The organism is Microbacterium sp. HD4P20, from assembly GCF_019449275.2.
Classification (GTDB): Bacteria; Actinomycetota; Actinomycetes; order Actinomycetales; family Microbacteriaceae; genus Microbacterium.
The window spans coordinates 330652-352836 of sequence record NZ_JAHZQZ020000018.1; the positions used below are offsets into that span (position 1 = coordinate 330652).

Annotated in this window: 24 protein-coding genes; 12 read left to right on the forward strand and 12 right to left on the reverse strand. The window is 69.3% G+C overall.

Annotation, left to right across the window (positions count from 1 at the left end; translation table 11 throughout):
• Positions 1-120: 120 nt before the first annotated feature.
• Together K0817_RS14860 and K0817_RS14865 are read left to right on the forward strand one after the other, a co-directional pair.
• Positions 121-1476, forward strand: coding sequence for a PhoH family protein (locus K0817_RS14860; protein WP_219982290.1), 1356 nt, complete (start codon positions 121-123; stop codon positions 1474-1476).
• Between the two features lie 149 nt (positions 1477-1625).
• Complete coding sequence (locus K0817_RS14865) at positions 1626-2450, forward strand: hypothetical protein (protein WP_219982291.1); 825 nt, start codon at positions 1626-1628, stop codon at positions 2448-2450.
• A 77-nt stretch (positions 2451-2527) separates the two neighbouring features.
• Here K0817_RS14865 and K0817_RS14870 read toward each other — a convergent pair whose 3' ends face one another.
• The 7 genes from K0817_RS14870 to xseA form a co-directional block, all read right to left on the reverse strand.
• A complete protein-coding gene (locus tag K0817_RS14870) occupies positions 2528-3184 on the reverse strand; it encodes a response regulator transcription factor (protein WP_219982292.1) in 657 nt (218 codons plus the stop codon).
• Positions 3181-4689, reverse strand: a complete 1509-nt coding sequence (locus K0817_RS14875) for a HAMP domain-containing sensor histidine kinase (protein WP_219982293.1) — start codon at positions 4687-4689, stop codon at positions 3181-3183. Before K0817_RS14875 ends, K0817_RS14870 begins: the two co-directional genes overlap by 4 nt.
• Before the next feature lie 95 nt (positions 4690-4784).
• Positions 4785-6179 (reverse strand): class II fumarate hydratase, encoded by a 1395-nt coding sequence (locus K0817_RS14880; protein ID WP_219982294.1) that lies wholly within the window; start codon positions 6177-6179, stop codon positions 4785-4787.
• A 39-nt stretch (positions 6180-6218) separates the two neighbouring features.
• Entirely contained in the window at positions 6219-6887 is a 669-nt protein-coding gene (locus tag K0817_RS14885; RefSeq protein WP_219982295.1) for a carbonic anhydrase, read from the reverse strand.
• Positions 6884-7531: a DUF4245 family protein gene (locus K0817_RS14890; protein ID WP_219982296.1), complete on the reverse strand. Its 648-nt coding sequence runs from the start codon at positions 7529-7531 to the stop codon at positions 6884-6886. The genes K0817_RS14885 and K0817_RS14890 overlap by 4 nt, the downstream gene beginning before the upstream one ends.
• A complete protein-coding gene (locus K0817_RS14895; RefSeq protein ID WP_219982297.1) occupies positions 7531-7773 on the reverse strand; it encodes an exodeoxyribonuclease VII small subunit in 243 nt (80 codons plus the stop codon). Before K0817_RS14895 ends, K0817_RS14890 begins: the two co-directional genes overlap by 1 nt.
• A 10-nt stretch (positions 7774-7783) precedes the next feature.
• Complete coding sequence (gene xseA, locus K0817_RS14900) at positions 7784-9088, reverse strand: exodeoxyribonuclease VII large subunit (RefSeq protein ID WP_219982298.1); 1305 nt, start codon at positions 9086-9088, stop codon at positions 7784-7786.
• 89 nt (positions 9089-9177) lie between these two features.
• On the opposite strand from xseA, the gene K0817_RS14905 reads away from it, so the two are divergent.
• Genes K0817_RS14905 through K0817_RS14915 form a run of 3 tightly spaced genes read left to right on the forward strand, consistent with a single transcriptional unit; the run spans position 9178 to position 11425 of the window.
• Complete coding sequence (locus tag K0817_RS14905) at positions 9178-10218, forward strand: 4-hydroxy-3-methylbut-2-enyl diphosphate reductase (RefSeq protein ID WP_219982373.1); 1041 nt, start codon at positions 9178-9180, stop codon at positions 10216-10218.
• Entirely contained in the window at positions 10215-10817 is a 603-nt protein-coding gene (locus K0817_RS14910; protein WP_219982299.1) for a DUF6264 family protein, read from the forward strand. Before K0817_RS14905 ends, K0817_RS14910 begins: the two co-directional genes overlap by 4 nt.
• A 59-nt stretch (positions 10818-10876) precedes the next feature.
• Positions 10877-11425, forward strand: coding sequence for an MOSC domain-containing protein (locus K0817_RS14915; protein WP_219982300.1), 549 nt, complete (start codon positions 10877-10879; stop codon positions 11423-11425).
• 85 nt (positions 11426-11510) lie between these two features.
• Here K0817_RS14915 and fbaA read toward each other — a convergent pair whose 3' ends face one another.
• Positions 11511-12542 carry a class II fructose-bisphosphate aldolase gene (gene fbaA, locus K0817_RS14920; protein ID WP_219982301.1) on the reverse strand — a complete coding sequence of 344 codons (1032 nt, stop codon included), beginning with the start codon at positions 12540-12542 and terminating at the stop codon, positions 11511-11513.
• 198 nt (positions 12543-12740) lie between these two features.
• On the opposite strand from fbaA, the gene glpX reads away from it, so the two are divergent.
• Both glpX and K0817_RS14930 read left to right on the forward strand, forming a co-directional pair.
• Positions 12741-13730: a class II fructose-bisphosphatase gene (glpX, locus tag K0817_RS14925; RefSeq protein WP_219982302.1), complete on the forward strand. Its 990-nt coding sequence runs from the start codon at positions 12741-12743 to the stop codon at positions 13728-13730.
• Positions 13731-13914: 184 nt separating this feature from the next.
• A complete protein-coding gene (locus tag K0817_RS14930) occupies positions 13915-14139 on the forward strand; it encodes a UDP-N-acetylmuramyl pentapeptide phosphotransferase (RefSeq protein WP_219982303.1) in 225 nt (74 codons plus the stop codon).
• A 10-nt stretch (positions 14140-14149) separates the two neighbouring features.
• On the opposite strand, the gene K0817_RS14935 is transcribed toward K0817_RS14930, so the two are convergent.
• Together K0817_RS14935 and K0817_RS14940 are read right to left on the reverse strand one after the other, a co-directional pair.
• Positions 14150-15475, reverse strand: a complete 1326-nt coding sequence (locus tag K0817_RS14935; RefSeq protein WP_219982304.1) for a DNA recombination protein RmuC — start codon at positions 15473-15475, stop codon at positions 14150-14152.
• An 83-nt stretch (positions 15476-15558) separates the two neighbouring features.
• A complete protein-coding gene (locus K0817_RS14940; RefSeq protein ID WP_219982305.1) occupies positions 15559-16155 on the reverse strand; it encodes an exonuclease domain-containing protein in 597 nt (198 codons plus the stop codon).
• A gap of 87 nt (positions 16156-16242) precedes the next feature.
• On the opposite strand from K0817_RS14940, the gene K0817_RS14945 reads away from it, so the two are divergent.
• The 3 genes from K0817_RS14945 (at position 16243) to K0817_RS14955 (ending at position 18813) form a co-directional block, all read left to right on the forward strand.
• Positions 16243-17001: a class I SAM-dependent methyltransferase gene (locus tag K0817_RS14945; RefSeq protein ID WP_219982306.1), complete on the forward strand. Its 759-nt coding sequence runs from the start codon at positions 16243-16245 to the stop codon at positions 16999-17001.
• Between the two features lie 121 nt (positions 17002-17122).
• Positions 17123-18196: a redox-regulated ATPase YchF gene (ychF, locus tag K0817_RS14950; protein ID WP_219982307.1), complete on the forward strand. Its 1074-nt coding sequence runs from the start codon at positions 17123-17125 to the stop codon at positions 18194-18196.
• Between the two features lie 35 nt (positions 18197-18231).
• The gene (locus K0817_RS14955) at positions 18232-18813 is read left to right on the forward strand and encodes an alpha/beta fold hydrolase (RefSeq protein ID WP_219982308.1); all 582 of its coding nucleotides are present in this window, start codon (positions 18232-18234) and stop codon (positions 18811-18813) included.
• A 268-nt stretch (positions 18814-19081) separates the two neighbouring features.
• On the opposite strand, the gene K0817_RS14960 is transcribed toward K0817_RS14955, so the two are convergent.
• Positions 19082-19810, reverse strand: coding sequence for a MerR family transcriptional regulator (locus tag K0817_RS14960; RefSeq protein ID WP_253735414.1), 729 nt, complete (start codon positions 19808-19810; stop codon positions 19082-19084).
• A gap of 72 nt (positions 19811-19882) precedes the next feature.
• Between K0817_RS14960 and K0817_RS14965 the strand changes: the two genes are divergently transcribed.
• Both K0817_RS14965 and K0817_RS14970 read left to right on the forward strand, forming a co-directional pair.
• The gene (locus K0817_RS14965; protein WP_219982309.1) at positions 19883-20341 is read left to right on the forward strand and encodes a DUF6194 family protein; all 459 of its coding nucleotides are present in this window, start codon (positions 19883-19885) and stop codon (positions 20339-20341) included.
• Entirely contained in the window at positions 20338-20880 is a 543-nt protein-coding gene (locus K0817_RS14970; protein WP_219982310.1) for a putative immunity protein, read from the forward strand. Before K0817_RS14965 ends, K0817_RS14970 begins: the two co-directional genes overlap by 4 nt.
• 33 nt (positions 20881-20913) lie before the next feature.
• On the opposite strand, the gene K0817_RS14975 is transcribed toward K0817_RS14970, so the two are convergent.
• Complete coding sequence (locus K0817_RS14975; protein ID WP_253735415.1) at positions 20914-22101, reverse strand: aminotransferase class I/II-fold pyridoxal phosphate-dependent enzyme; 1188 nt, start codon at positions 22099-22101, stop codon at positions 20914-20916.
• Positions 22102-22185 lie beyond the last annotated feature (84 nt).

The window sequence follows — 22185 nt, forward strand, 5'->3', positions numbered from 1 at the left end:
GGGCGGACGTACGTTCATCACATCGGGCAAGGCGCCCGTTCGAGTCGGCCGTTGGGAAACGACTCGTGACCCTGGTCGACTCGTGACTGCCGGGTTCTCCACCCGGGGCGGGAGTGGGTTGTGACCACACGAGCACCACACAAGCAGCGCAGTCAGAGCCTCGAGCAGGCGGGCGGGATCGATCAGGACCTCCGAACCTACGTGCTCGACACATCGGTGCTGCTGAGCGATCCGCGGGCCTTCTTCCGCTTCGCCGAGCACAGCGTCGTGATCCCGGTCGTGGTGATCACCGAGCTGGAGGGCAAGCGGCATGACCCCGAGATCGGCTATTTCGCCCGGCAGGCACTGCGTCACCTCGACGAACTGCGCGTCGAACACGGGCGGCTCGACTTCCCGGTTCCCGTCGGCGCAGGCGGGACCCTCCGGGTCGAGCTGAACAACACCGATGCCGCCGTGCTTCCGTCGGGGATGCGTCTGGGCGACAACGACAGCCGGATCCTCGCTGTCGCCATGCACCTCGCGCAGGACGGGCAGGAGGTGACGGTTGTCTCCAAGGACTTGCCGATGCGGGTCAAGGCGGCATCCCTGGGCATCTCGGCCGAGGAGTACCTCGCCGAGCAGGCGGTGGACTCCGGCTGGACAGGGATCGCCGAGATCGACGTCTCGGGCGACGACGTCAGCGACCTGTACGAGAGCGAGGTCGCTGTCAGCGACGACGTACAGGGGCTGCCGGTGAACACCGGCCTGATCATCCATTCCGAGCGCGGCTCGGCGCTCGGGCGCGTGGTGGGCGACGGCGAGTATCGGCTCGTGCGCGGAGACCGCGAGGTGTTCGGCCTCCACGGACGCTCGGCCGAGCAGCGCATCGCGATCGATCTGCTGCTGGACCCCGAGGTCGGGATCGTCTCGCTCGGCGGACGGGCGGGCACCGGCAAGTCCGCCCTGGCGTTGTGCGCAGGGCTGGAGGCCGTGCTCGAGCGCCAGCAGCAGCGCAAGATCATCGTGTTCCGGCCGTTGTTCGCCGTCGGCGGGCAAGAGCTCGGCTACCTGCCCGGCGATCAGCAGGAGAAGATGAACCCGTGGGGACAGGCCGTCTTCGACACCCTGGGCTCGGTGGTGTCGGCCAACGTCCTCGAGGAGGTGATCGAGCGCGGCATGCTCGAGGTGCTTCCGCTCACCCACATTCGCGGACGCTCGCTCCACGACGCGTTCGTGATCGTCGACGAGGCGCAGTCGCTGGAGCGCAACGTACTGCTGACCGTCCTCAGCCGCATCGGCCAGAACTCCCGCGTGGTGCTCACGCACGACGTGGGACAGCGCGACAACCTTCGCGTGGGGCGGCATGACGGCGTCGCTTCGGTGATCGAGACCCTCAAGGGACACGGGCTCTTCGGTCACGTCACCCTCATGCGGTCGGAGCGCTCGGCCATCGCGGCTCTCGTGACGGATCTCTTGGAGGCCGGCGAACTCGCCTGAGAGTGCGGGGAGGCGGGACCGGGATGCTGCGGCATCCCGGTCCCGCGTGCGTCCGTATGAGAAGAGTCTCACGGCCTCGATTACCCGACCGGTGCGCCGTCTGTCACCATTGACGAGGGCGTTCTGGCGTCGGCGGAGAGAGGACGATCGTGGACGGACGGGTGGGGCTCGTGATCGGTGGCGTGTCCACGGTCGCGGCGAGCGTCGCTGTGATCTGCGCGGTCGCGATCAGCAACTCGGCAGCTCTCGCCGACTCCACCGGCTCCGCTGTCTCCGCCGCCGGTGTGGTCGTGCCGGCGTCGCCGACCTCGTCAGCGCCCCCATCCCCGTCAGTTCCCACCCCTGCGCCCGTCGCGACCTCAGCGCTCGCGCCGCTCGTCGTGAATCCGCCGCAGGCGCGGCCGGCAGCCCCCGCCACCGATACCCCCGATATTCCTCTGGCGCCGGCCGAGCCCGAGCAGGATGTCGCGGCCTCAGCCGCGGCCGGCCAGTGGGGAGAGGTCCGTTCCTGGGCGTTGGCACAGGGGTGGTCCACCGAGCGCATCGAGGCCTGGATCGAGGGCTTGCGGGCCGAGGCGGATCGTCGTGCCGAGGCGGATCATCGTGCCGAGGCGGATCGTCGTGCCGAGGCGAATCGCCGGTCCGAGGAGCGCCCCGCCCCGGACGACGCCGGGCGACACGGCCGTGGCCAGTTGGACGGCGCGCAGGGCGGATCGCACTTGGACGGCGGCGACGACACCCGCTTGGCCCCCGCCACCGAGAAGGTGCCCGCCGCACCCGAACCCCCCTCTTCGCTCCCCGTCCCGGGCGGGCAGGACGCTGGTCCTGTCGCCAGTCGACAGGACTCCCACCCCGTCCCCGGCGGGCAGGACGCTCGTCCCGCCCACGCGGGTCCGAACAACGAGCAGCGGGCCGATGGCCGCGGCTCGAACAAGGATCGATCGCGCGATTCCCCAGATAGGCGCGATCGATAACGGCCGGATCCCCCAATCCGGCCATTCCCAGCCCCCGGTGCCCCCCAGCACCGGGGGCTTCCCCGTGAAGGGGAGGATCACTCCCAGCGGTAGCCGGCGCCGCGCACGGTCACGATGCGATCCGAGCCGAGCTTGCCGCGGAGATACCGGACGTACACGTCGACGACGTTCGAGCCGGGATCGAAATCCATGCCCCAGACGCGGCTGAGGAGCAGTTCGCGGCTCAGGACACGCCCCGGGTTGCGCAGGAACTGCTCCGCGAGGGCGAACTCGCGCGCGGAGAGGTCTACCTCCCTGCCTGCGACGCTGGCACGGCGCGCGAGGACATCGAGCACGACGTCACCGTGCGAGATCGACACGCCCGGCTGCGGAACCGTCTCGCGCAGGCGGGAGCGTACGCGAGCCAGGAGCTCTTCGAACACGAACGGCTTCGGGACGTAGTCGTTCGCGCCGGCGTCGAGTCCCTCGACGGTGTCGCGAGTGCTCGAGCGGGCGGTGAGCATGATGACCGGGACGACCGACCCACGGGCCCGCAACTCGCGCAGCACCTCGAATCCGTCCATGGTGGGCAGTCCGACATCGAGCAGCACCAGGTCGGCGTCGCCGCGCAGCGCCGCTGCGAGCGCCTCGGCCCCGTCCTCGATCACGACGGTCTCGTACCCGGCGGCTTCGAGTCCCCGGCTGACGAACGAGGCGATGCGCGGCTCGTCCTCCACGATCAGGATCTTCGTCACCCGGAAGCCTCTCGTTGCAGTACGACGTCCCCAGCTCGCACCGGGGCCGGCAGTTCCGCCTCGTGTGGGGGGAGATGGATCGTGAACGTCGCTCCGCCGCCCGGCGTGTCGGTGACCGCGCAGTGACCTCCATGGCCTTTCGTGATGGCTTCGACGATCGCGAGGCCCAGGCCCGACCCGCCGACCGTCCGCTTGCCCTGTGCCCGGTCGAAGCGGCGGAAGATGCGGTGCCGAGCGGCCGGAGGGATGCCGGGGCCGTGGTCGCGCACCCACAGGTGCGCGCCGTCGGCATCCAGCGAACTGCCGATCTCGATCGCCGTGCCGTGCGGTGTGTACTTCGCGGCATTGTCGGCCAGCTGCAGCCACGCCTGCAGAAGACGGTCGTGGTCGGCGAGGATCGTCCCTGATGCGTGGGCTTCCACGGTCCAGGCGTGGCCCGGTATGACGGCGACGAGCTCACCCACGCGCGCCGTCAGGGCGCCGAGATCCACGGCGTGCGTCGCATAGGTGTCGGCTTCCGCTGCGGCGAGCCGGTCGATGTCTTCGACGAGCCGGGCCAGCCGGTCGAGTTCGGCGATTCCGATCTCGCGCGCTGCCGAGACGTCGGAGGCATCGCGGGGGTTCATCAGCTCGAGATGTCCGCGCACGATCGTGATCGGCGTCTTGAGCTCGTGGCGGACATCGTCCAGCAGCTGGCGCTGCACGTCGACGGAGCCCTCCAGACGGTCCAGCATCGAGTTCACCGTCCGTGACAGGTCGGCGATGTCGTCGTTTCCCTGGGGCGACAGCCGCAGCGACAGATCGGTGATCGAGATCGCGTCGGCCGTCTCTCGCAGATGCCGAATGGGCGACAGGAGGCGCCCCGTGACGAACCAGCCGACCACGCCGATGGCAGCGAGCACGGCGATCGCGGCGATGACATACGTGGTCAGCGCGATCGCGACGGGCTCGAGTTCGGCACCCAGATCGATCGCGCGCACATACAGACCCTGCTGCGGGTCGCCGGGCATCGTCACGGGGATCGCGATGTAGCGCAGTGACCCCTGGTCGGTGACCGCGGTGCCGCGCTGGGTCTCGCCCCCTTGGGTCTCGGTCACGATCCGGTCGATGAACTCTTGGTTCTCAGAGACGTCGAAACCCGAGAGCGTCGCCGGAATCCAGCGTGGAGTTCCGTCAAGGAGGGCCAGGGATGCTTCGTTGCGGGCGGGAACGAGCTGGGCGACAACCGCGTTGAGGTAGTCGTCGACGGTGACGTAGTCCTCGACGTCGACCTCGGCCGTGGCCTCCTCGGCCCCGGAGGGGGCCTCCCCGGCGTCATCCGGTTGGGCGAGCCCCTGCAGGAATTGCACCTGGTTCTTCAGCCGGTCGTCCACACTCCTCACGACCTGCTCACGCTGCATCCAGAACGTCACGCTCCCCACGATGGCAAGGCCGATGCAGGCCACCGCGAGGATCGCCGCGAGGATCCTGACACGGGCGGGGATGGGACGGGCGGTGCGGGCCACCTCCTGATTATCCCGCCGCAGAGGCGCGTCCGGCACCGGGGGCGGATCCGCCGCGTTCTGCGGCAGCTCCCTGAGCATCTCGCCGGTCGCGCCGATCAGCCGGGGTGGGTCATCGAGAGCAGGTCCAGCTTCTCGTCGAGCTGCTCCAGCGTGACCTCGCCACGCTCCACGAAACCGAGGTCGATGACCGCTTCGCGGACCGTGATGCCCCTCGAGACCGAGTGCTTGGCGATCTTCGCGGCGGCCTCGTAGCCGATCAGCTTGTTGAGCGGTGTGACGATCGAAGGCGACATGCCGGCGTATGCGGCCGCACGCTCGACATTGGCCTGGAGGCCATCGATCGTCTTGTCGGCGAGCAGGCGCGAGGCGTTGGCGAGCAGTTCGATGGATTCCAGCACGGCGGTGCCCATGACGGGAATGGCGACGTTGAGCTCGAACGAGCCCGATGCGCCTGCCCATGCGACCGTCGCGTCGTTGCCGATGACCCTCGCGCACACCATGAGGGTGGCCTCCGGCACGACGGGGTTCACCTTGCCGGGCATGATCGACGATCCGGGCTGAAGATCCGGGATGTGTAGCTCGCCGAGGCCGGTGTTCGGACCGGAGCCCATCCACCGCAGGTCGTTGTTGATCTTCGTCAGCGACACCGCGACCGTGCGGAGGGCGCCGGATGCCTCGACCAGGCCGTCGCGGTTCGCCTGCGCTTCGAAGTGATCCTTGGCCTCGGTGATCGGGAGCTCGGTATCGGCCACGATGAGCTCGATGACGCGCTGCGGGAACCCGAGCGGCGTGTTGATGCCGGTCCCGACGGCGGTGCCGCCGAGCGGAACCTCTGCCACGCGGGGGAGCACCGCCTGCACCCGCTCGATGCCGAGGCGGATCTGACGCGCGTAGCCGCCGAACTCCTGGCCGAGGGTCACCGGCGTCGCGTCCATGAGGTGGGTGCGACCCGCCTTCACGACGCTCTTCCAGGCCTCGGCCTTGGCTTCCAGAGCGACGGCGAGGTGGTCCAGAGCCGGGATGAGGTCGTCGATGAGTTCCTGGGTGACGGCGATGTGCACCGAGGTGGGAAAGACGTCGTTCGACGACTGCGACGCGTTGACGTGGTCGTTGGGGTGGACGAGGGAGCCGAGAGAATGGGTGGCCAGCGTCGCGAGCACCTCGTTCATGTTCATGTTCGACGAGGTGCCGCTGCCGGTCTGATACACGTCGATCGGGAACTGGTCGGCGAATTCGCCCGCGATGATGCGGTCGGCGGCGCCGGCGATCGCGTCCGCGACGGCCGGGTCGAGCGTGCCGAGTTCCTTGTTCGCCAGTGCCGCCGCCTTCTTGATGCGTGCGAGCGCGACGATCTGGGCCGGCTCGAGCGGGTCGCCCGAGATCGGGAAGTTCTCCACCGCACGCTGCGTCTGCGCGGCGTAGAGCGCGTTCTTGGGGACGCGGACTTCTCCCATGGTGTCGTGCTCGATACGGTACTCGATGTCGGTCACGTCGTTGTTCCTCACGTTTCGTACGGGTGGGGTGGGGGCTCAGACCGGGCCGGCGATGCCGAGCATGACATCGGGGACCGCGGTGCCTTCGGCGAGCCGGTACTTCGCGCCCACGATCGCGAGGCGCCCTTCGGCAACGGCGTCGCTGATCAGCTCGGACGAGTGCAGCAGCTCGGCGACGGTGTCGCGCAGGTGCTCGCGCCCGACCTCTTCGGCGTCGATGTCGTTCGTCGTAACCCCGTGGTCCTTGCCGGCCCGCTGCACGCGGCGCACCGCCGGGACGATCGGGGAGATCAGCCGCCAGATGTGAGGCGGCAGGGGAGCGGCATCCGGATCCGTGCTGTCGATCGCGGCGCGTACGGCGCCGCACGCGTCGTGCCCGAGGACGACGATCAGCGGTACCTCCAGCACGGCCACGGCATATTCGAGGCTGCCGATGACGGAGTCGGAGATCACCTGCCCGGCGTTGCGCACGACGAACAGGTCGCCGAGCCCCTTGTCGAAGATGATCTCGGCCGCCAGGCGTGAGTCGGAGCAGCCGAACAACGCCGCGCGAGGACGCTGCCCGCCGGCCAGATCGTGGCGGCGGTCCACATCCTGGCGCGGATGGTGCGGCTCGCCGGCGACGAAGCGGGCATTGCCGCGCTGCATCTCACGCCAGGCCTTCGCGGGCGCGGACTCGGTTCCGGGGATCGAGGGTGAGGTCATTCCGATTCCTCTCGCAACGCGGTGACCTCGTCGGCGACGGCGGCGGCCACGTCCTGAAGCGCGTCGTCGTCGGCCGTGCCGTAGATCAGGACGGTGTCAGCACCCGCCGGCGCCGCCAGGGCGACCGAGAGCTTGCCGTGGCGTGACGGCTCCAGCTCGTAGCGGTCCCACGTGACACCGCCGATCGTCACGGTGTCGACCGGCGCAGCACCGGCCAGCACGCGGGCGGGCCAGGCTTCATCGGCGTCGAAGCCCTGTGCCGCCCGCAGGAAACCGGGCTCGTCCTCGTTAGCGGGGGCGATCACGATGGTCCATGCGCGCGAAGAGCCTTCGTCTTCGACAGCGGCACTGTTCACGATCCAGTCGTCCGACAGCTCCGGCGCGATCAGGGAGCGGCCCTCGGCGGTCCCGACACGTTCGGCGACGGCGGCGACGTCGATCGGCTCGCGTGCGGGAGGCGTGCCACGCGGCACCGCGAAGACGACGACGGCGACCACGGCGAGGGTCACCAGGAGCGCTGCGACGAGGTTGCGGGTGTTCTGGCTCGACCGATACACCCGCGAGGACTCGGCCTTGCGGGCGGCGGTCTCGTCCGGGGTTTCCGGGCGGCCGAGCTCGGCGACGACGCGGGGATCGCGGGCCATCAGGCCTCGCCACCTTCATCGCGAGGCGTCGAGGCGCGTGCGGCTTCGAGTCGGCGCTTGGCGCCGAGCAGCCATTCCTCGCAACGCGCCGCGAGAGCCTCGCCGCGTTCCCACAGCGCCAGGGAATGCTCGAGCGTCGGCGATCCCTGCTCGAGTTCGGCGACCACGCGGACGAGTTCGTCGCGGGCCTGTTCGAACGAAAGCGAAGCGACGTCGGTGGGGGCGCCGCTGGTCTCGGTCATGACTTCCATCCTACGTCGGCGCTCCGGCGGGTCCGTCTGCGGCGGCCTCTTCGATCGGGCCCTCGGAACGTGCTGCGAACGAACCGCGGCCGACGGTCACGAGGACGGGCGTGGATGCCGGAGCCTGCGCGGCATCGCGCACGATGACGCCGTCCGCCAGGTGTGCGATGGCGTAGCCGCGCGCCAGCGTCGACGCCGGAGACAGCGCGCGGAGCGTCGCGCGCAGCTCGGCGGTACGGCGCCCCTGGACGTCCAGCGCGCGGTCCACCCGCTCGCGGCCCCGGGCTGCGAGCAGCTCGATCTCGTGCGAGCGCGAGGTCAGCAGCGACTCCGGCGCGCGCAGCACCGGCCGGGAGCGCAGCTGCTCGAGCTGCGAGATGTCGTGCGTGAGCCGCTGCGTCAGGCGCGAAGTCAGGCGCGAACGCAGCTGCGCCACGATCGCGCGCTGCTCGGCGACATCCGGAACCACCCGCTTGGCCGCGTCGGTCGGCGTCGACGCGCGCACATCGGCGACGTCGTCCAGGAGCGGGTGGTCGTTCTCATGCCCGATCGCGCTGACCACCGGTGTGGTGGCCGCCGCGACCGCGCGCAGCAGCCGCTCGTCGCTGAAGCCCAGCAGGGTCTGCGGGTCGCCGCCGCCGCGGGCGATGACGATGACGTCCACCTCGGGTGCGGCGTCGAGGGCTTTGAGTGCGGCGATCGTCTCGGGCACGCACCGGTCGCCCTGCACAGCGGCGAACTTGGTGCGGAAGCGCACCTGCGGCCAGCGCAGCTCGGCGTTCCGGTGAACGTCCTTCTCGGCATCGGAGTTCTCGCCGGTGATGAGCCCGATCACGTGGGGCAGGAACGGGAGCGGCTTCTTGCGGGACGGGTCGAACAGTCCCTCCGCCCGCAGCTGCACCCGCAGGCGCTCGAGGCGCTCGAGCTGATCGCCCAGCCCGACGTGGCGCATGGCGGAGACGCTGAAGCTGAAGTCGCCCGTCTTGCTGAAGTAGTCGGCCTTGACGCACGCGATGACGTGATCGCCGACCTTGAGATCGCCCGGCAGCCGGTCGCGCGTGGACGACCAGATCCGGAACGAGATCGTGGCGTCCGTGACGAGGTCCTTGAGGCGACCGAAGACGTTGCCGCCGCGCTGATTCCACGCCGTGATCTCGCCCTCGACCCACACCGAGCCCCAGTTCTGGATGAATCCGCGGATGGTGTCGTTCAGGCGCGCCACCGATGTCGGCGCGTCGGATGTGGAGTCGCGGGGCTTCACCGAGTCGGCTGGTGGCGGCTCGCCGGCGATCGCGGCGGGCTGGAAGGTCGTCATGCGGTCCTCTCGCTCACAGGTCCCGTCCACGGGTGCGCCCGTAGACTCGTGGGGTGAGCACCGGCACCTTGGGTACGAGATCCGTGAGCATGCCCGTCCCGCGTATTCCGCGGCGGCGCGAACCGCTCCAGAATAACGCGGTCCCCGGACACAAGCGGGTGCTCCTGGCTTCGCCCCGTGGGTACTGCGCCGGCGTGGACCGCGCCGTCATCGCCGTCGAGAAGGCGCTCGAGCGCTTCGGTGCTCCGGTGTACGTGCGCAAGCAGATCGTGCACAACATCCATGTCGTGACCGAGCTCGAGAGCAAGGGCGCGATCTTCGTCGAAGAGGTCGACGAAGTGCCGGAGGGTGCGCACGTCGTGTTCAGCGCACACGGGGTCTCGCCCGCGGTCGTGAACGCGGCATCCGATCGGGGGCTCCTCGCCATCGACGCGACATGCCCGCTCGTGACCAAGGTGCACCGCGAAGCCGTGCGGTTCGCGCGCGACGACTTCGAGATCCTGCTGATCGGCCACGAGGGCCACGAAGAGGTCGAGGGAACCGCCGGTGAGGCACCCGAGCACGTCACGATCGTGAACTCGCCGGATGAGGCCGACACGATCGTGGTGCGCGACCCGTCGAAGGTCGTGTGGCTGTCGCAGACGACACTGTCGGTCGACGAGACGATGGAGACCGTACGGCGCCTGCGCGATCGGTTCCCGCAATTGCAGGATCCGCCCTCCGACGACATCTGCTACGCCACTCAGAACCGCCAGGTCGCGATCAAGAAGGTCGCCAAGGATGCCGACCTGGTGATCGTCGTGGGTTCGGCGAACTCCTCCAACAGTGTGCGACTGGTCGAGGTCGCGCTCGAGTACGGGGCGAAGGCCGCGTACCGGGTCGACTACGCCGACGAGATCGAGCAGGCGTGGCTCGACGGGGTAGAGACGGTCGGCGTCACCAGCGGTGCGTCGGTGCCTGACGTCTTGGTGCAGGAGGTGCTCCGAGACCTCTCGAACGCGGGGTTCCGCGACGTCGAAGAGGTGCGCACTGCCGAGGAGGACCTGCAGTTCTCGCTCCCCAAAGAGCTGCGGACGGATGCCGCGGGCAAGCGGGACGACCGCGCTCTGGGCGGGAGGGCCCGCGCGTGACCGACGCCGTCGCCCCCGAGCCGGGTGCTCGACCCAGACCTCAGTACGGTGAGTACGCCACCCCCGAGGAGCAGCGCGCGCGCATCCGCCAGCCCGACGTGACCGCCGCCCTCGAGACCGGGCGCCCCGTCGAAGTGCCGCCCGCGGTCGCCGCGCCCGTCGGCCCCGCCGCTACCGAGACTGCCGGCGCGGATGTTCCTCCCGCCGCTGACGCGGCGCTGACCCGGCGGCGAGCCGTCGACCGCATCGTGACGTTCGCCCTGCTCGCGTACGGGCTGGTGAACGTCATCTCGTCGTACCCGGCCTTCCTCGACTACTCGGCGTACGCCGACACCATGTTCACGGTCCTCGGCGTCGAGGCCGAGCTGGCGGACCCTGCAGCCGGCCGGCCGTGGGGCATCGCCGCCGCACTGCTGCTGACGGTCGGCTGGATCGCGACCGCCGCGATCTCTTGGTGGAACATGAGCCGCCGCCGGCTGTCGTGGTGGATCCCGCTGGTCGCGGGCGTCGTCTTCGTCTTCGTGGCGGGCATGCTGATGGTCGTTCCGCTGATGAACGATCCCGCCGCGTGGGACGCCCTGGTCGGCAGTCTGGGCTGACGCGAGCAACCCTAGGTGCAAGCGGACTGGAGACCACAGTGCGTGCATAGGATGACGGGATGGCTTGCCTGCTTGCGATCTGCGCCGTCAGCCGGCTTCACCCGGACGCCGGTCCGGTCGGCGTGACGGCGATCGACAAGGCCGCGATCGACGGGGCGGTGCGGATCGGCACGTACGGCGCCTACGCGGACGTCCAGGCCGACAGGAAGCACCACGGCGGCCTCGACAAGGCGCTCTATGCCTATGCCGCCGAGGACGCGGCGTTCTGGGAAGAAGAGCTCGGCCGTGCCCTGCCCGCGGGTTTCTTCGGCGAGAATCTGCGTACCGAGGGCTTGGATGTCAACGCCGCACTGATCGGGGAGCGGTGGCGGATCGGGGATCGCGTCGAAGTCGAGGTCACGATGCCGCGCACGCCGTGCCAGACGTTCGCCCGCTGGGTCGGCGGGGAGGAGGAGCGTGGCTGGGTGAGGCGCTTCTCGGACGCCCGGCGGCTCGGTCCTTACCTCCGGGTGCGGAGCACGGGCCGCGTCCGCGCGGGCGACGGGATCGAGGTCGTTCATCGCCCAGCGGGAGCGCCCACCATCCTCGAGGTCTACCGAGGTCCGTGACGGTTTGCGACGCCCGGGTCGAAGCGGCGGATGTCCCCGGCCCACGCCCGCGAGGGCTCGGGCCGGAGGCATCCGTATCGACTGATCAGGCGGCGAGGCTCTTGCCGTGCGAGCCCAGCTGCTGCGTGGCCGCGACGACGCGGACCGCCATCGCCGACTCAGCGATCTTGCCCCACGCCCGCGGGTCGTAGGCCTTCTTGTTGCCCACCTCGCCGTCGACCTTCAGCACCCCGTCGTAGTTCGAGAACATGAAGCCCGCGATCGAGCGGGTGAAGGCGTACTGGGTGTCGGTGTCGATGTTCATCTTCACGACGCCGTTGGCGACCGCGAGGGCGATCTCTTCGTCGGTCGAGCCGCTGCCGCCGTGGAAGACGAGGTCGAGGGGCTTCGGACCGGTACCGAAGCGTGCGGCGATGCCCTCCTGGATCTCGCCGAGGAGCTCGGGTCGCAGCTTGACGTTTCCGGGCTTGTACACACCGTGCACGTTGCCGAAGGTGAGGGCCGAGATGTAGCGGCCGTTCTCGCCGAGACCCAGCGCCTCCACGGCCTTCGTGACGTCGGCGACCGTGGTGTACAGCGCCTCGTTCGAGCCTTCGTGCGTGACGCCGTCTTCTTCTCCGCCGACGACGCCGATCTCGACCTCGAGAATGCCGTTGATGTTGCGCAGCCGGGGCAGCAGGTCCTTGGCGATCTCGATGTTCTCGTCCAGGGGAACGGCCGAGCCGTCCCACATGTGCGACTGGAAGATCGGGTTGCGACCCGCTTTGACCTCTTCCTCCGACGCCTCGATGAGGGGCATGACGAAGCCCGGGAGTGCTTCCTTCGGGCAGTGGTCGGTGTGCAGCGCAACAGTGATGGGGTAGGTCTTGGCGACCTCGGTGGCGAACCTGGCGAACGCGAGAGCGCCGGCGGCACGCGCCTTGACGGTGTGGCCCGCGAAGTAGTCGGCGCCGCCGGTGGTGACCTGGAGGATGCCGTCGGATCCGGCTTCGGTGAGCCCCTGGAGGACGGCGTTGATCGTCTGCGAGCTCGAGACGTTGATGGCGGGATACGCGAAGCCACCGGCCTTCGCGCGGTCCAGCATGTCGGCGTACTGCTCCGGGGTGGCGACGGGCATGGGTGCTCCCTAGTTCTGTTCTGTCGGGACGAGCTTCACGAGAAGCCTAGCGAAGGCCGGGTGGTTGGACCGGCGTCCCGATCCATGGACGGCTCCGGATGACGTGGTCCTGCCCCCGGCGAAAGAACAGCGATTCCTTCGTCGCGACAGGCATGAAAGCCGGGCGCCTCGCGCGGCATGCTGGCTAGGCTGACCGACATGGTGAGCCTGACCGCGGACATGAGTCCCCTTCAACCCGACCGCAACCTCGCACTCGAACTGGTGCGCGCCACGGAGGCCGCTTCGATTCGCGCTGTCCCGTTCATCGGGCGCGGCGACAAGGAAGCCGCCGACGGCGCGGCAGTCGACGCGATGCGCGCGTTCTTCACCACCGTCAACTTCGACGGCACCATCGTCATCGGGGAGGGTGAGAAGGACGAGGCCCCGATGCTCTTCAACGGGGAGCGCGTGGGCAACGGGCGGGGGCCGCGGGCGGATGTCGCGGTGGACCCGATCGACGGCACGTCGCTGACGGCAGCCGGTCGGAACAATGCACTGTCGGTCATCGCCGTGTCGGATCACGGCACGATGCTCGATGCCTCGAGCGTGTTCTACATGGACAAGCTCGTGACCGGTCCGGCCGGAGTGGGCGTCGTCGACATCCGACTGCCCATCGGCGAGAACATCCGGCTCCTGGCGAAGGCGCTCGGCAAGCCTGTCGACGAGATCGTCGTGTCGGTGCTGCATCGCCCCCGTCACGAGAAGCTGATCGCCGAGATCCGTGAGGCGGGGGCCGGCACGCGCCTGATGAGTGACGGCGACGTCGCCGGCGGCATCAACGCCGCGCGCCACAACGCGCGCACCGACATGTGCGTCGGTGTCGGGGGCAGTCCCGAAGGGATTGTGACGGCGTGCGCCATCAAGGCGCTCGGTGGGCACATTCAAGGGCGCCTGTGGCCGCGCGACGACGACGAGAAGCAGAAGGGCATCGACGCCGGCCTGAAGCTCGACGGCACCGTTTACGAAGCGGACGAGCTCGTGCGGGGCAACAACACGATCTTCGTCGCGACCGGCGTCACCGACGGCCAGTTGGTCGCAGGAGTGCGTCGTGAGGGGGGATACGTCTACACCGAGAGCGTCGTGTTGCGTGGGGCATCCGGCACGCTGCGCCGCATCACGTCGGAGCATCTCGTGTCGAAGTGGCTCTGAGCGGCGCGAGCTGAACCTCCTGGACAAGAGGTCATGTGAGGACCCTCATGTGATGGAGGAGACCGCTGTGACTGCTGGGGCTGATGTGATCCATTCGTGACGCTGTTGCGGAGGGATGTCTGGCAGAATCGAAGTCGTGTCCAGGGAGGCACGTCGTTGTTTCCCATTCCGCAGGGGGTTGTCGATGTCCGCAACGGTGGGCAAGTCATCGCCGCAGACCGGTGCTCACGCCGTCGTGCAGAACGCGGTCGTGAAGAACGCCGTCGATCCTGCTCGGCGCCCCGATGTCCTGCTGCGGGTTCGCCGCGAGGAGGGCCACGAGCTCAGCGCGTGGTGGATGATCGGTGCCTTCGTGGGGTTCTCCGCAGCCGTGATCCTGTTGCTGAGCTTCGTTCCCGGCGGCGCCTGACGTCTCGGGACTAGGCGTTCGGGTCGGCGATGCGAGCGCGCACCTCGCCGAGCTCCGCGATCGCGGCTGCCATGGGCTCACCCAGCGACTGATCGCGCGTCGGTTCTTCGAGCGTGTGATCGAGCATCTCGGGAGCCGTGAGCCGGCGCGGTGCCTTCTCGATCGGCGCCGGCTCGCTCACGGTGTCGAGCTTGGTCGCATCGATGCCGGGGAACTTTCGGGCGCTCACCAGCACCCGAGTCTCGAGGGAGCCGGCGAAGCGGTTGTAGCTGTCGACTGTCCGCTCGATCGCGCGCCGCAGGTCGTCGGCGTGGGAGGCAAGCGAGCCCAGCCGCTCGTAGAGCTGGTTGCCCAGCTCGAACAGCGTGCGGGCCTCCTGGGAGACATCCTGCTGGGTCCAGGTGTAGGCGACTGTCTTCAGCACCGCCCACAGGTTCACCGGCGACGCGAGGGCGACGCGCTTGCCGAAGGCGTAGTCAAGCAGCGACGGGTCCTCTTCGAGCGCTGACGCCAGCAGGGATTCGCTGGGGAGGAAGCACACGACGAACTCGGGGCTCGACGACAGACCGGCCCAGTACGTCTTGCGCGCGAGGGCGTCCACGTGTGAGCGGACGGCTTTCACGTGCTTGCCGAGCAGGGCGCTGCGGCGGGCCGCCTCGGGTCCCTGGGCAGTGAAGGGGATCGCGCTGGCTTCGAGGTAGGCGTCCAGCGGCACCTTGGCGTCGACGGCGATCGCCTTGTCGCCGGGCAGGCGGATGACCATGTCGGGGCGCCCGGCCCCCGCGTCGGAGGTGATGGATGCCTGCAGGTCGAAGTCGACGTGGTGGGTCAGGCCCGCCGCTTCGACGACGCGACGCAGCTGTGTCTCTCCCCACACGCCTCTCGTCGCACCCGAGCGGAGTGCTCCGGCGAGAGACTCCGTCGTCGCACGCAGCGCTTCGTCGGACTCGTGGGCGCGACGCAACTGCTCTGCCAGCGTGCCGAACTGGGTGTGCCGGTCGCGTTCGAGTTCATCGACCTTGTGGTGCATCGCGGCGAGTGTCTCCTGCACGGGGGCCAGCGCGCGCAGCACGGACTGCTCGCGACGCTCCCGCTCCTCGCGCGAGGCCTGGTCGTGCCGCGCCTGCGACGCCAGCTCGCGGTACAGCAGGTGCTGGTGGTCGAGTTGGGCCTGCACGCCCTGGTGCGCAGCCTCGGATGCGGCCAACCGGGCACGCAGGTCTGCCGTCTCGCGGGCGGCCCGTGCGGCGCCTCGGGCGAGGCCCGCCGTCCAGCCGGCGAACGCGCCGAGCACCAGCGTCGCGATCGCGAGCATCGACATGAGGAGGGCGTCCATAGTCCCAGGATGCCCGGGGCCGCCGACATCGCCGGGACGTCACGCCCGGCGACGGCGCCCGCGACGGGCCGCGGAAACCCCGATCAGGCGAAGGAGACGGCCGGAGCCGCGGCGATGAGGATCTGCGAAACTCTCACACCGGCGGCATCGACGAGCGCGTCGACGTCGTCAGAGCCGAGCCGTCGCGCCGCGTCGATCATGACGTGTGCGCAGGCGAGGGCGTCCGCGGTGGCGTTGTGATGCGCGAAGTCGGGGAACCCCGCCTCGGCGGCGACGAACGGCAGGCGATAGGAGTCCAGCTGGTACACCTTGCGCGCGACCTGCAGACTGCAGGCGTAGCGGTATGGAGGGCACTCGTCGCCGGTGGCGTCGCACGCGCGCTTGATGACAGACATGTCGAAGCCGGCGTTGTGGGCGACCAGAACGTCATCGCCGGCGAACGCGGTGAGAGCGCCCAGCTGCTGGGTCCACGTCGGTGCATGGACGACGTCCTCGGCTCGGATTCCGTGGATACGGGTGTTCAGTTCGAAGAACACGTCGTGTCCCGCCGGCGGACGGATCAGCCACCCGGTCTTGTCGACAACTTCGCCGTCGCGCACGCGCACGAGCCCGACGGCACACGCTGAGGCGCTGCTGGAGTTCGCCGTCTCGAAGTCGATCGCGGTGAAATCCAGTGGCACCCCATCAGACTCACCCGGCGTCAGGGATCGCCGTGTCAGGCGCGCCGTGCTCGGCGTGGCTCGGTGGCAGCGTCATAGGCTCGAGTCATGAGCAGCCGCGAAGAGATGTCGGTGTCGTTCGGTGCTGTGGCCGGGGCTTACGAGTCGGGGCGACCGGATTATCCGCGTGAAGCCGTGGAGTGGATGCTCGCGCCGGTCCGGCAGCACGATCGCGCTCTGCGTGTCGCCGATGTCGGTGCCGGAACCGGCAAGCTCACCCGCACGATCGTCGAGGCGGGAGCGGACGTGGTCGCGATCGACCCCGACCCGAGCATGCTCGCGGAGTTGAGGCAACACGTCCACGGTGTGCCCACATTCGTGGGACAGGCCGAGCGCATGCCGCTGCCCGACGCGTCGCTCGACGCGGTGCTGCTCGGCCAGGCGTGGCATTGGGTCGATGTCGTGGCCGCGTCCGAGGAAGCCGGACGGGTCCTGCGGGCCGGGGGTGTGCTGGGGCTGGTGTGGAACATCCGCGACGAGACTGTCCCGTGGATCGCGGAGCTCACCCGGGTGATGCACGGCAGTCACGCTGAGACGATGCTCGCCGACGGCGACGCGCAGGTCGCCGCGCCGATCGGTCCCCTCGAAGAGCACAGGTGGGAATGGACGCGCACGCTCGGGCGGTCGGCGTTCCTCGACATGGTGTCGTCGCGCAGCTACATCATCACGGCCTCGATCCAGGAACGCACGCGGATACTGACCGCCGTCGGGGATCTCTTCGATGCGCAGCGACGCCGGGACGAGACGGGCGCCGAGGTCGTCGACATCCCCTACGTGACGCGCGCCTATCGCGGCATCCGCAGCTGACGGCATTCGCGGCGAAGGTCGCTCGCGAGTGGCGTGCGCTCGCGGCGGACGGTGCCCGCGAGTGGTGGATCCGCGCTGACCGGCCGGGCCCGGACACCGGCGCCGGGTAGGCTGGATGCCCGTGGCTCTCACCATCGGAATCGTCGGTCTCCCGAATGTCGGCAAGTCGACCCTCTTCAACGCCCTGACCAAGAACCAGGTGCTCGCGGCGAACTATCCCTTCGCGACGATCGAGCCCAACATCGGGGTGGTCAACCTCCCTGACTCGCGACTGGCGAAGCTCGCCGAGATCTTCCACTCCGAGCGCATCCTGCCCGCCGCAGTGTCGTTCGTCGACATCGCGGGCATCGTGCGCGGCGCCAGCGAGGGGGAGGGACTGGGGAACCAGTTCCTCGCGAACATCCGTGAGGCGGATGCCATCGCCCAGGTCGTGCGCGGATTCGACGACGACGACGTCGTCCATGTCGAGGGCGCAGTGAACCCGCAGAGCGACATGGAGACGATCAACGCCGAGTTGCAGCTCGCCGACCTTCAGACCCTCGAGAAGGCGATCACGCGGTACGAGAAGGAAGTCAGGGGCAAGAAGCTCGATCCGGTGGTGCTCTCGACGGCGCAGGCAGCGCAGGAAGCGCTGCAGCGCGGCGAGCTGCTGTCGGCATCCGGCATCGACCTCGGGCCGATCCGCGAGCTGGGCCTGCTGACCTCGAAACCGTTCATCTTCGTCTTCAACGTCGACGAGGCCGTGCTGACGGATGCCGAGCGAAAGGCTGCACTAGCTGCGCTGGTGGCGCCCGCGCAGGCCGTGTTCCTCGACGCGAAGATCGAGTCCGAGCTCATCGACCTCGACCCGGAGGACGCCGCCGAGCTGCTTGCCTCCACGGGCCAGGAGGAGTCGGGTCTGGACCAGCTCGCGCGCATCGGGTTCGACACCCTCGGACTGCAGATCTACCTGACCGCCGGGCCGAAGGAAGCACGCGCGTGGACGATCGGCAAGGGCTGGAAGGCGCCGCAGGCGGCCGGCGTCATCCACACCGACTTCGAGAAGGGCTTCATCAAGGCCGAGGTCATCTCGTTCGACGATCTCGTCGCGACCGGCTCGGTCGTCGAGGCCCGCGCGAAAGGCAAGGCCCGTCTCGAGGGCAAGGATTACGTCATGCAGGACGGCGACGTCGTCGAGTTCCGCTTCAACGTCTAACCCCCGCACGTCCCTACGCGAGAGGATTCTCCGTCATGACCGAAACCCAGATCTTCGAGCCTGACGGCCGCGCGATCCGCTATGTCGATGAGGGCGAGGGGCCGGTCGCTCTGGTGCTCATTCCCGAGCCGGGCCTGGAACGGGACGCCCTCGGCGTCGTGGGGCACTATCTCGCCGAGGAGGCCGGGTTCCGGGTCGTGCGCATCAGCACCCCGACCGCGTCGGGGCCCTCAGCCGAGCCGGCGGCGCTGAACGAGCGGGTGAGCAGCATCGCGGCGGTACTCGACCATCTCGGTCTGGATCACACCTGGATCGGCGGCCACGGGTTCGGCGGCACGGTCGCCCGGGCGTTCGCCGCCGCGCAGACCGGCCGGGTGAACGGCCTGCTGCTGCTCGGGGTGCAGGACGAGCAGATTCCGCTGCCACCGGCCATTCCGGTCCTGATCATCCAGGGGACGGATGACGACGTCACGCCGCCGGCCAACGGCGAGCGCCTGCAATCCACCGCCGTCGATCGCGCCAGTGTCACCAGCATCCCCGAAGCGGGTCATCTGTTCCCGCTCACGCACCCCATCCAGACGGCGGTCGTCATTGAGGAATACCTCGACTGGGACTGAGTGCCGGCCCCAAGGCTGTACATGCGGTCACGTCCAGGGCAGCCGGGTCGACTCGACGATGTAGATCCAGCCAGCGCGACGCCGCGCCCGATTGCAGGGCCGGCTGGTTGGTGAGGTCGGTCGGGTCTTGTGTGGGCTGCTCATCGGGGAGCCCCATCGGTCCGTGCGCGTCGTCTCGGCTCGCATTGGTCATCGTTCCTCCTCGCATCGACCTCAGCATCGCTCGTGCGGTGTCGACGGTCGCGGGCTTGACATCGAGCTGAGGGCGCTACTGGCGTGCTGGCTCCACCTGACGCGCGTCGAGCAGGGCATGCAGGTGGCCGGCGCCTTCCAGCAAGCGGATGCTGCGGCGCGTGAGGTCTGAGAGCCGGGCGTCGAGAAGGTCCCGCGCCTCAGCGGTCAGGCCGTGCGTTCGCCACTGGTCGAGCACGCGAGAGATGTGCGGGATGCCGTAGCCGCCCGCACGAAGCACCGCGACCACGCGGGCTTCGGCGATCGCGCGTGCACGGTACCGGCGAGCGGCGCCCGCGCGGGCAGGGCGGACGAGACCGTGGTCTTCCCAGTGCCGCAGCGCGGACGGTCGCAGGCCCAGGGCATCGGCGAGCTCTCCGATCGTCATGACGTCGCGTTCGTCGGACTCGTCTGTCGGGTCGGCCAGGACCGAGACCAGGGCGCGCAGGGCACCCCGCACATCAGCGCGATCGCGCGCAATCGCAGCGTGCAGGTCGTCGACTGCTTCGGCCGCGTCCTCCACCGTGCCGGTGACCACCACGGGGAGGATCCGCCGGGCGGCCACCGGCCCGATCGCTGCGGCGACCGCGCGGTAGGCCCGCAGTGCCGTGACATGGCGTTCGTGGTAGCCGCGGTAACCGTTCGGCGCGCGCTGCGCACGCGGGATGACCCCGAGGCGCTCGAGGTCGCGCACCTGCTGGGCGGAGTAGCCCACCAGCAGGCCCACAGCCGCGGTCGTCAGCATCCGCTCTGGAGGGTTTGACATCGCGATACCTCGGATTCTTGGGAGAGATCCTCGCCAAAGTCCACATAAGCACATGAAGGCGAGCATGGAGGAATGGAGTTTCAAGAGATCGTGGATGCCGTCCGTTCGCTCGACGGAGCGCTCGTGGTGCTGCCTGACGAGTCGGGTTCGTACCCGGAGCTCGCATGGGGGGATGCGTTCTTCTACTACGCACCGGATGGGGTGATGCCCGAGCGGACGCAGCCCTACGGGACGATCATCACGAAGGACTATCCCGACGACCGCTCGTCCAACCTCGACGGCGCGCCCGATCGGTTCCGCGTGAACATCCACGTGGGGCAGGAGCGCGCCGCGGAGCTCGCCGTGAAGGATGCCACGCCGGCCGATGCCGATGCCTTCTTCCGGCACCCCCTCTACGGCACGGTGGGGTGGATATCGGTGGTGAATCCCGGCGGTGCGACCGGAGCAGCGGTGATCGCGCTGCTGCAGGCAGCCCACAGGAACGCGCGGACGCGCGCTGAGCGCCGCGGCCGGCGAGGATCCGCCGAGTGAGTTCGCCGCAGACCCTGAGTGAAGCCGATCGCCGGACGGTCGCTGCGTGGGCGGCGGACTGCGCGGAGCGGGTGCTGCCCCTCTTCGAGGCCGAGGTCCCAGACGACGACCGACCACGCGAGGCGATCGCGCGCGCCCGGGCCTTCGCGCGGGGCGACCTCGGCGCCGCGGGCGAGATCCGCCGTCGCTTCGTCGCCGGCCGGGCGGCGCGCGGCGTGAGCAACGTCGGCGCGGCGGCGGCGCGGTCCGCGGCGCAAGCAGCCGGCGTGGCGCACATGGGGGCACACGCCCTGGGCGCCGCCGCCTACGCAGCGAAGGCGGCCGGTCTTGCCGAACCGTCCCGACCGGAGGCCACCGATCAGGAGGTGCGGTGGCAGCTGCAGCACATGCCGAACGACGTTGCTGACGCGTTGCGGCGCCTGCCCGCGCTCGGAGAGGACTCGGCCGGCCCGCTCGGTGCGGGCCTGCTGGCCTCCGGCGCGCTCGGCAGGATCATCCGCGACATCCAATCCGCGCTCGACGCGCGCGGACCTGCGTAGCCGGTGCCGGCCGGCAACGGGGACGTGCCGTGTCTACGCGGCCGCCCCGCGGCTCGCGGTCGCGACCTCGACGAGGTGGGGGAGGGCCGCCTCGATCATCTCCATCGTCGCCGTCAACGAGATGCGGAAGTGCTGCGGCTGGTCGAACAGCGTCCCGGGCATCACATAGACGCCTCGCTCTGCGAGCGCGTCGCAGAATGCGATCGCGTCGCCGCCGGGTGCACGCCCCCAGAGGTAGAACGTGCCTTCGGGGCGCGTGATCTCGAACCCCGCATCCGTCAAGGCTGCGTAGAGGCGGTCCCGCTTGCGGGTGAGCTCGGCCAGATCGATCGTGAGCGTCTCGAACTCCGGCACCGAGTACTGCATGACGGCATCGGGAAATCCCCACCCGATCGCAAGCCCGAGCGGCATGAGTGCATCGCGAAGCTCCTCACGCTCGTGGGTCGGGATGAGCGGCGAAAGCGCGAGGTAGCCCAGCCGCTGGCCGGGTGCCAGCAGCACCTTCCCGTAGCTGTAGTCGATGACGGTCCACGGGTAGGACGCGGCGGGACTGGCGAATTCCACGTCGTCGAAGAGAACGCGCCGGTACGGCTCGTCCGAGATCAGCCAGATTCGGCGGCCGTGGGTGCGTGACGCTTCCTCGAGTACTGCGGCGAGGGACTCCCACTCCTGCTTCGAGTAGACGCGACCGGTGGGGTTGGCGGGGGAGTTGACGATCACGATCCTCGTCCGGCGCGTGATCGCCCTCGCGATCGCGTCGACGTCCAGGTCGAAGCTCACCGGTTCCAGCGGAGCACGCACCGGGACGAGGTTCACGGCGTGGAGCATGGGCTCGTAGCAGAACCAGCCCGGGACGGGGATGACGACTTCGTCGGCGGCATCCGTCAAGAGAGCCAATGCCAGCGAGATCGCACCGAAGGCTCCCTGCGTCATCGCGATGTCTTCGGGCTCGAAGGGCAGTCCGAGCTCGGCGCTCAGCCCTGCGGCCACCGCTTCTTGCGCGGGTCGTTCGCTCGCTTTGTACCCGAACCAGTCCGCCGACCGGGGCTCGACGTGTGCCCGCAGCGCCGCCGTGAACCCGGGCAGCGCCATCTCGTGCGGATTGCCGAACGTCAGATCGAGCGCGTCGGGGTCATCCGCGAGCGCCCGGATCCGTGCGAGGAACGTCGTGACGACGTCCACAGCGCCCTTCGCCTGAGTGGCTCGCGCGGATATGGCCACAGTGATCACCTTCGTCCCCAGCGTCGTACGTGACGTGGTCAGCATCCCAAGGTGCGGATGCCGCGTCAATGCCCCTCGGAACGC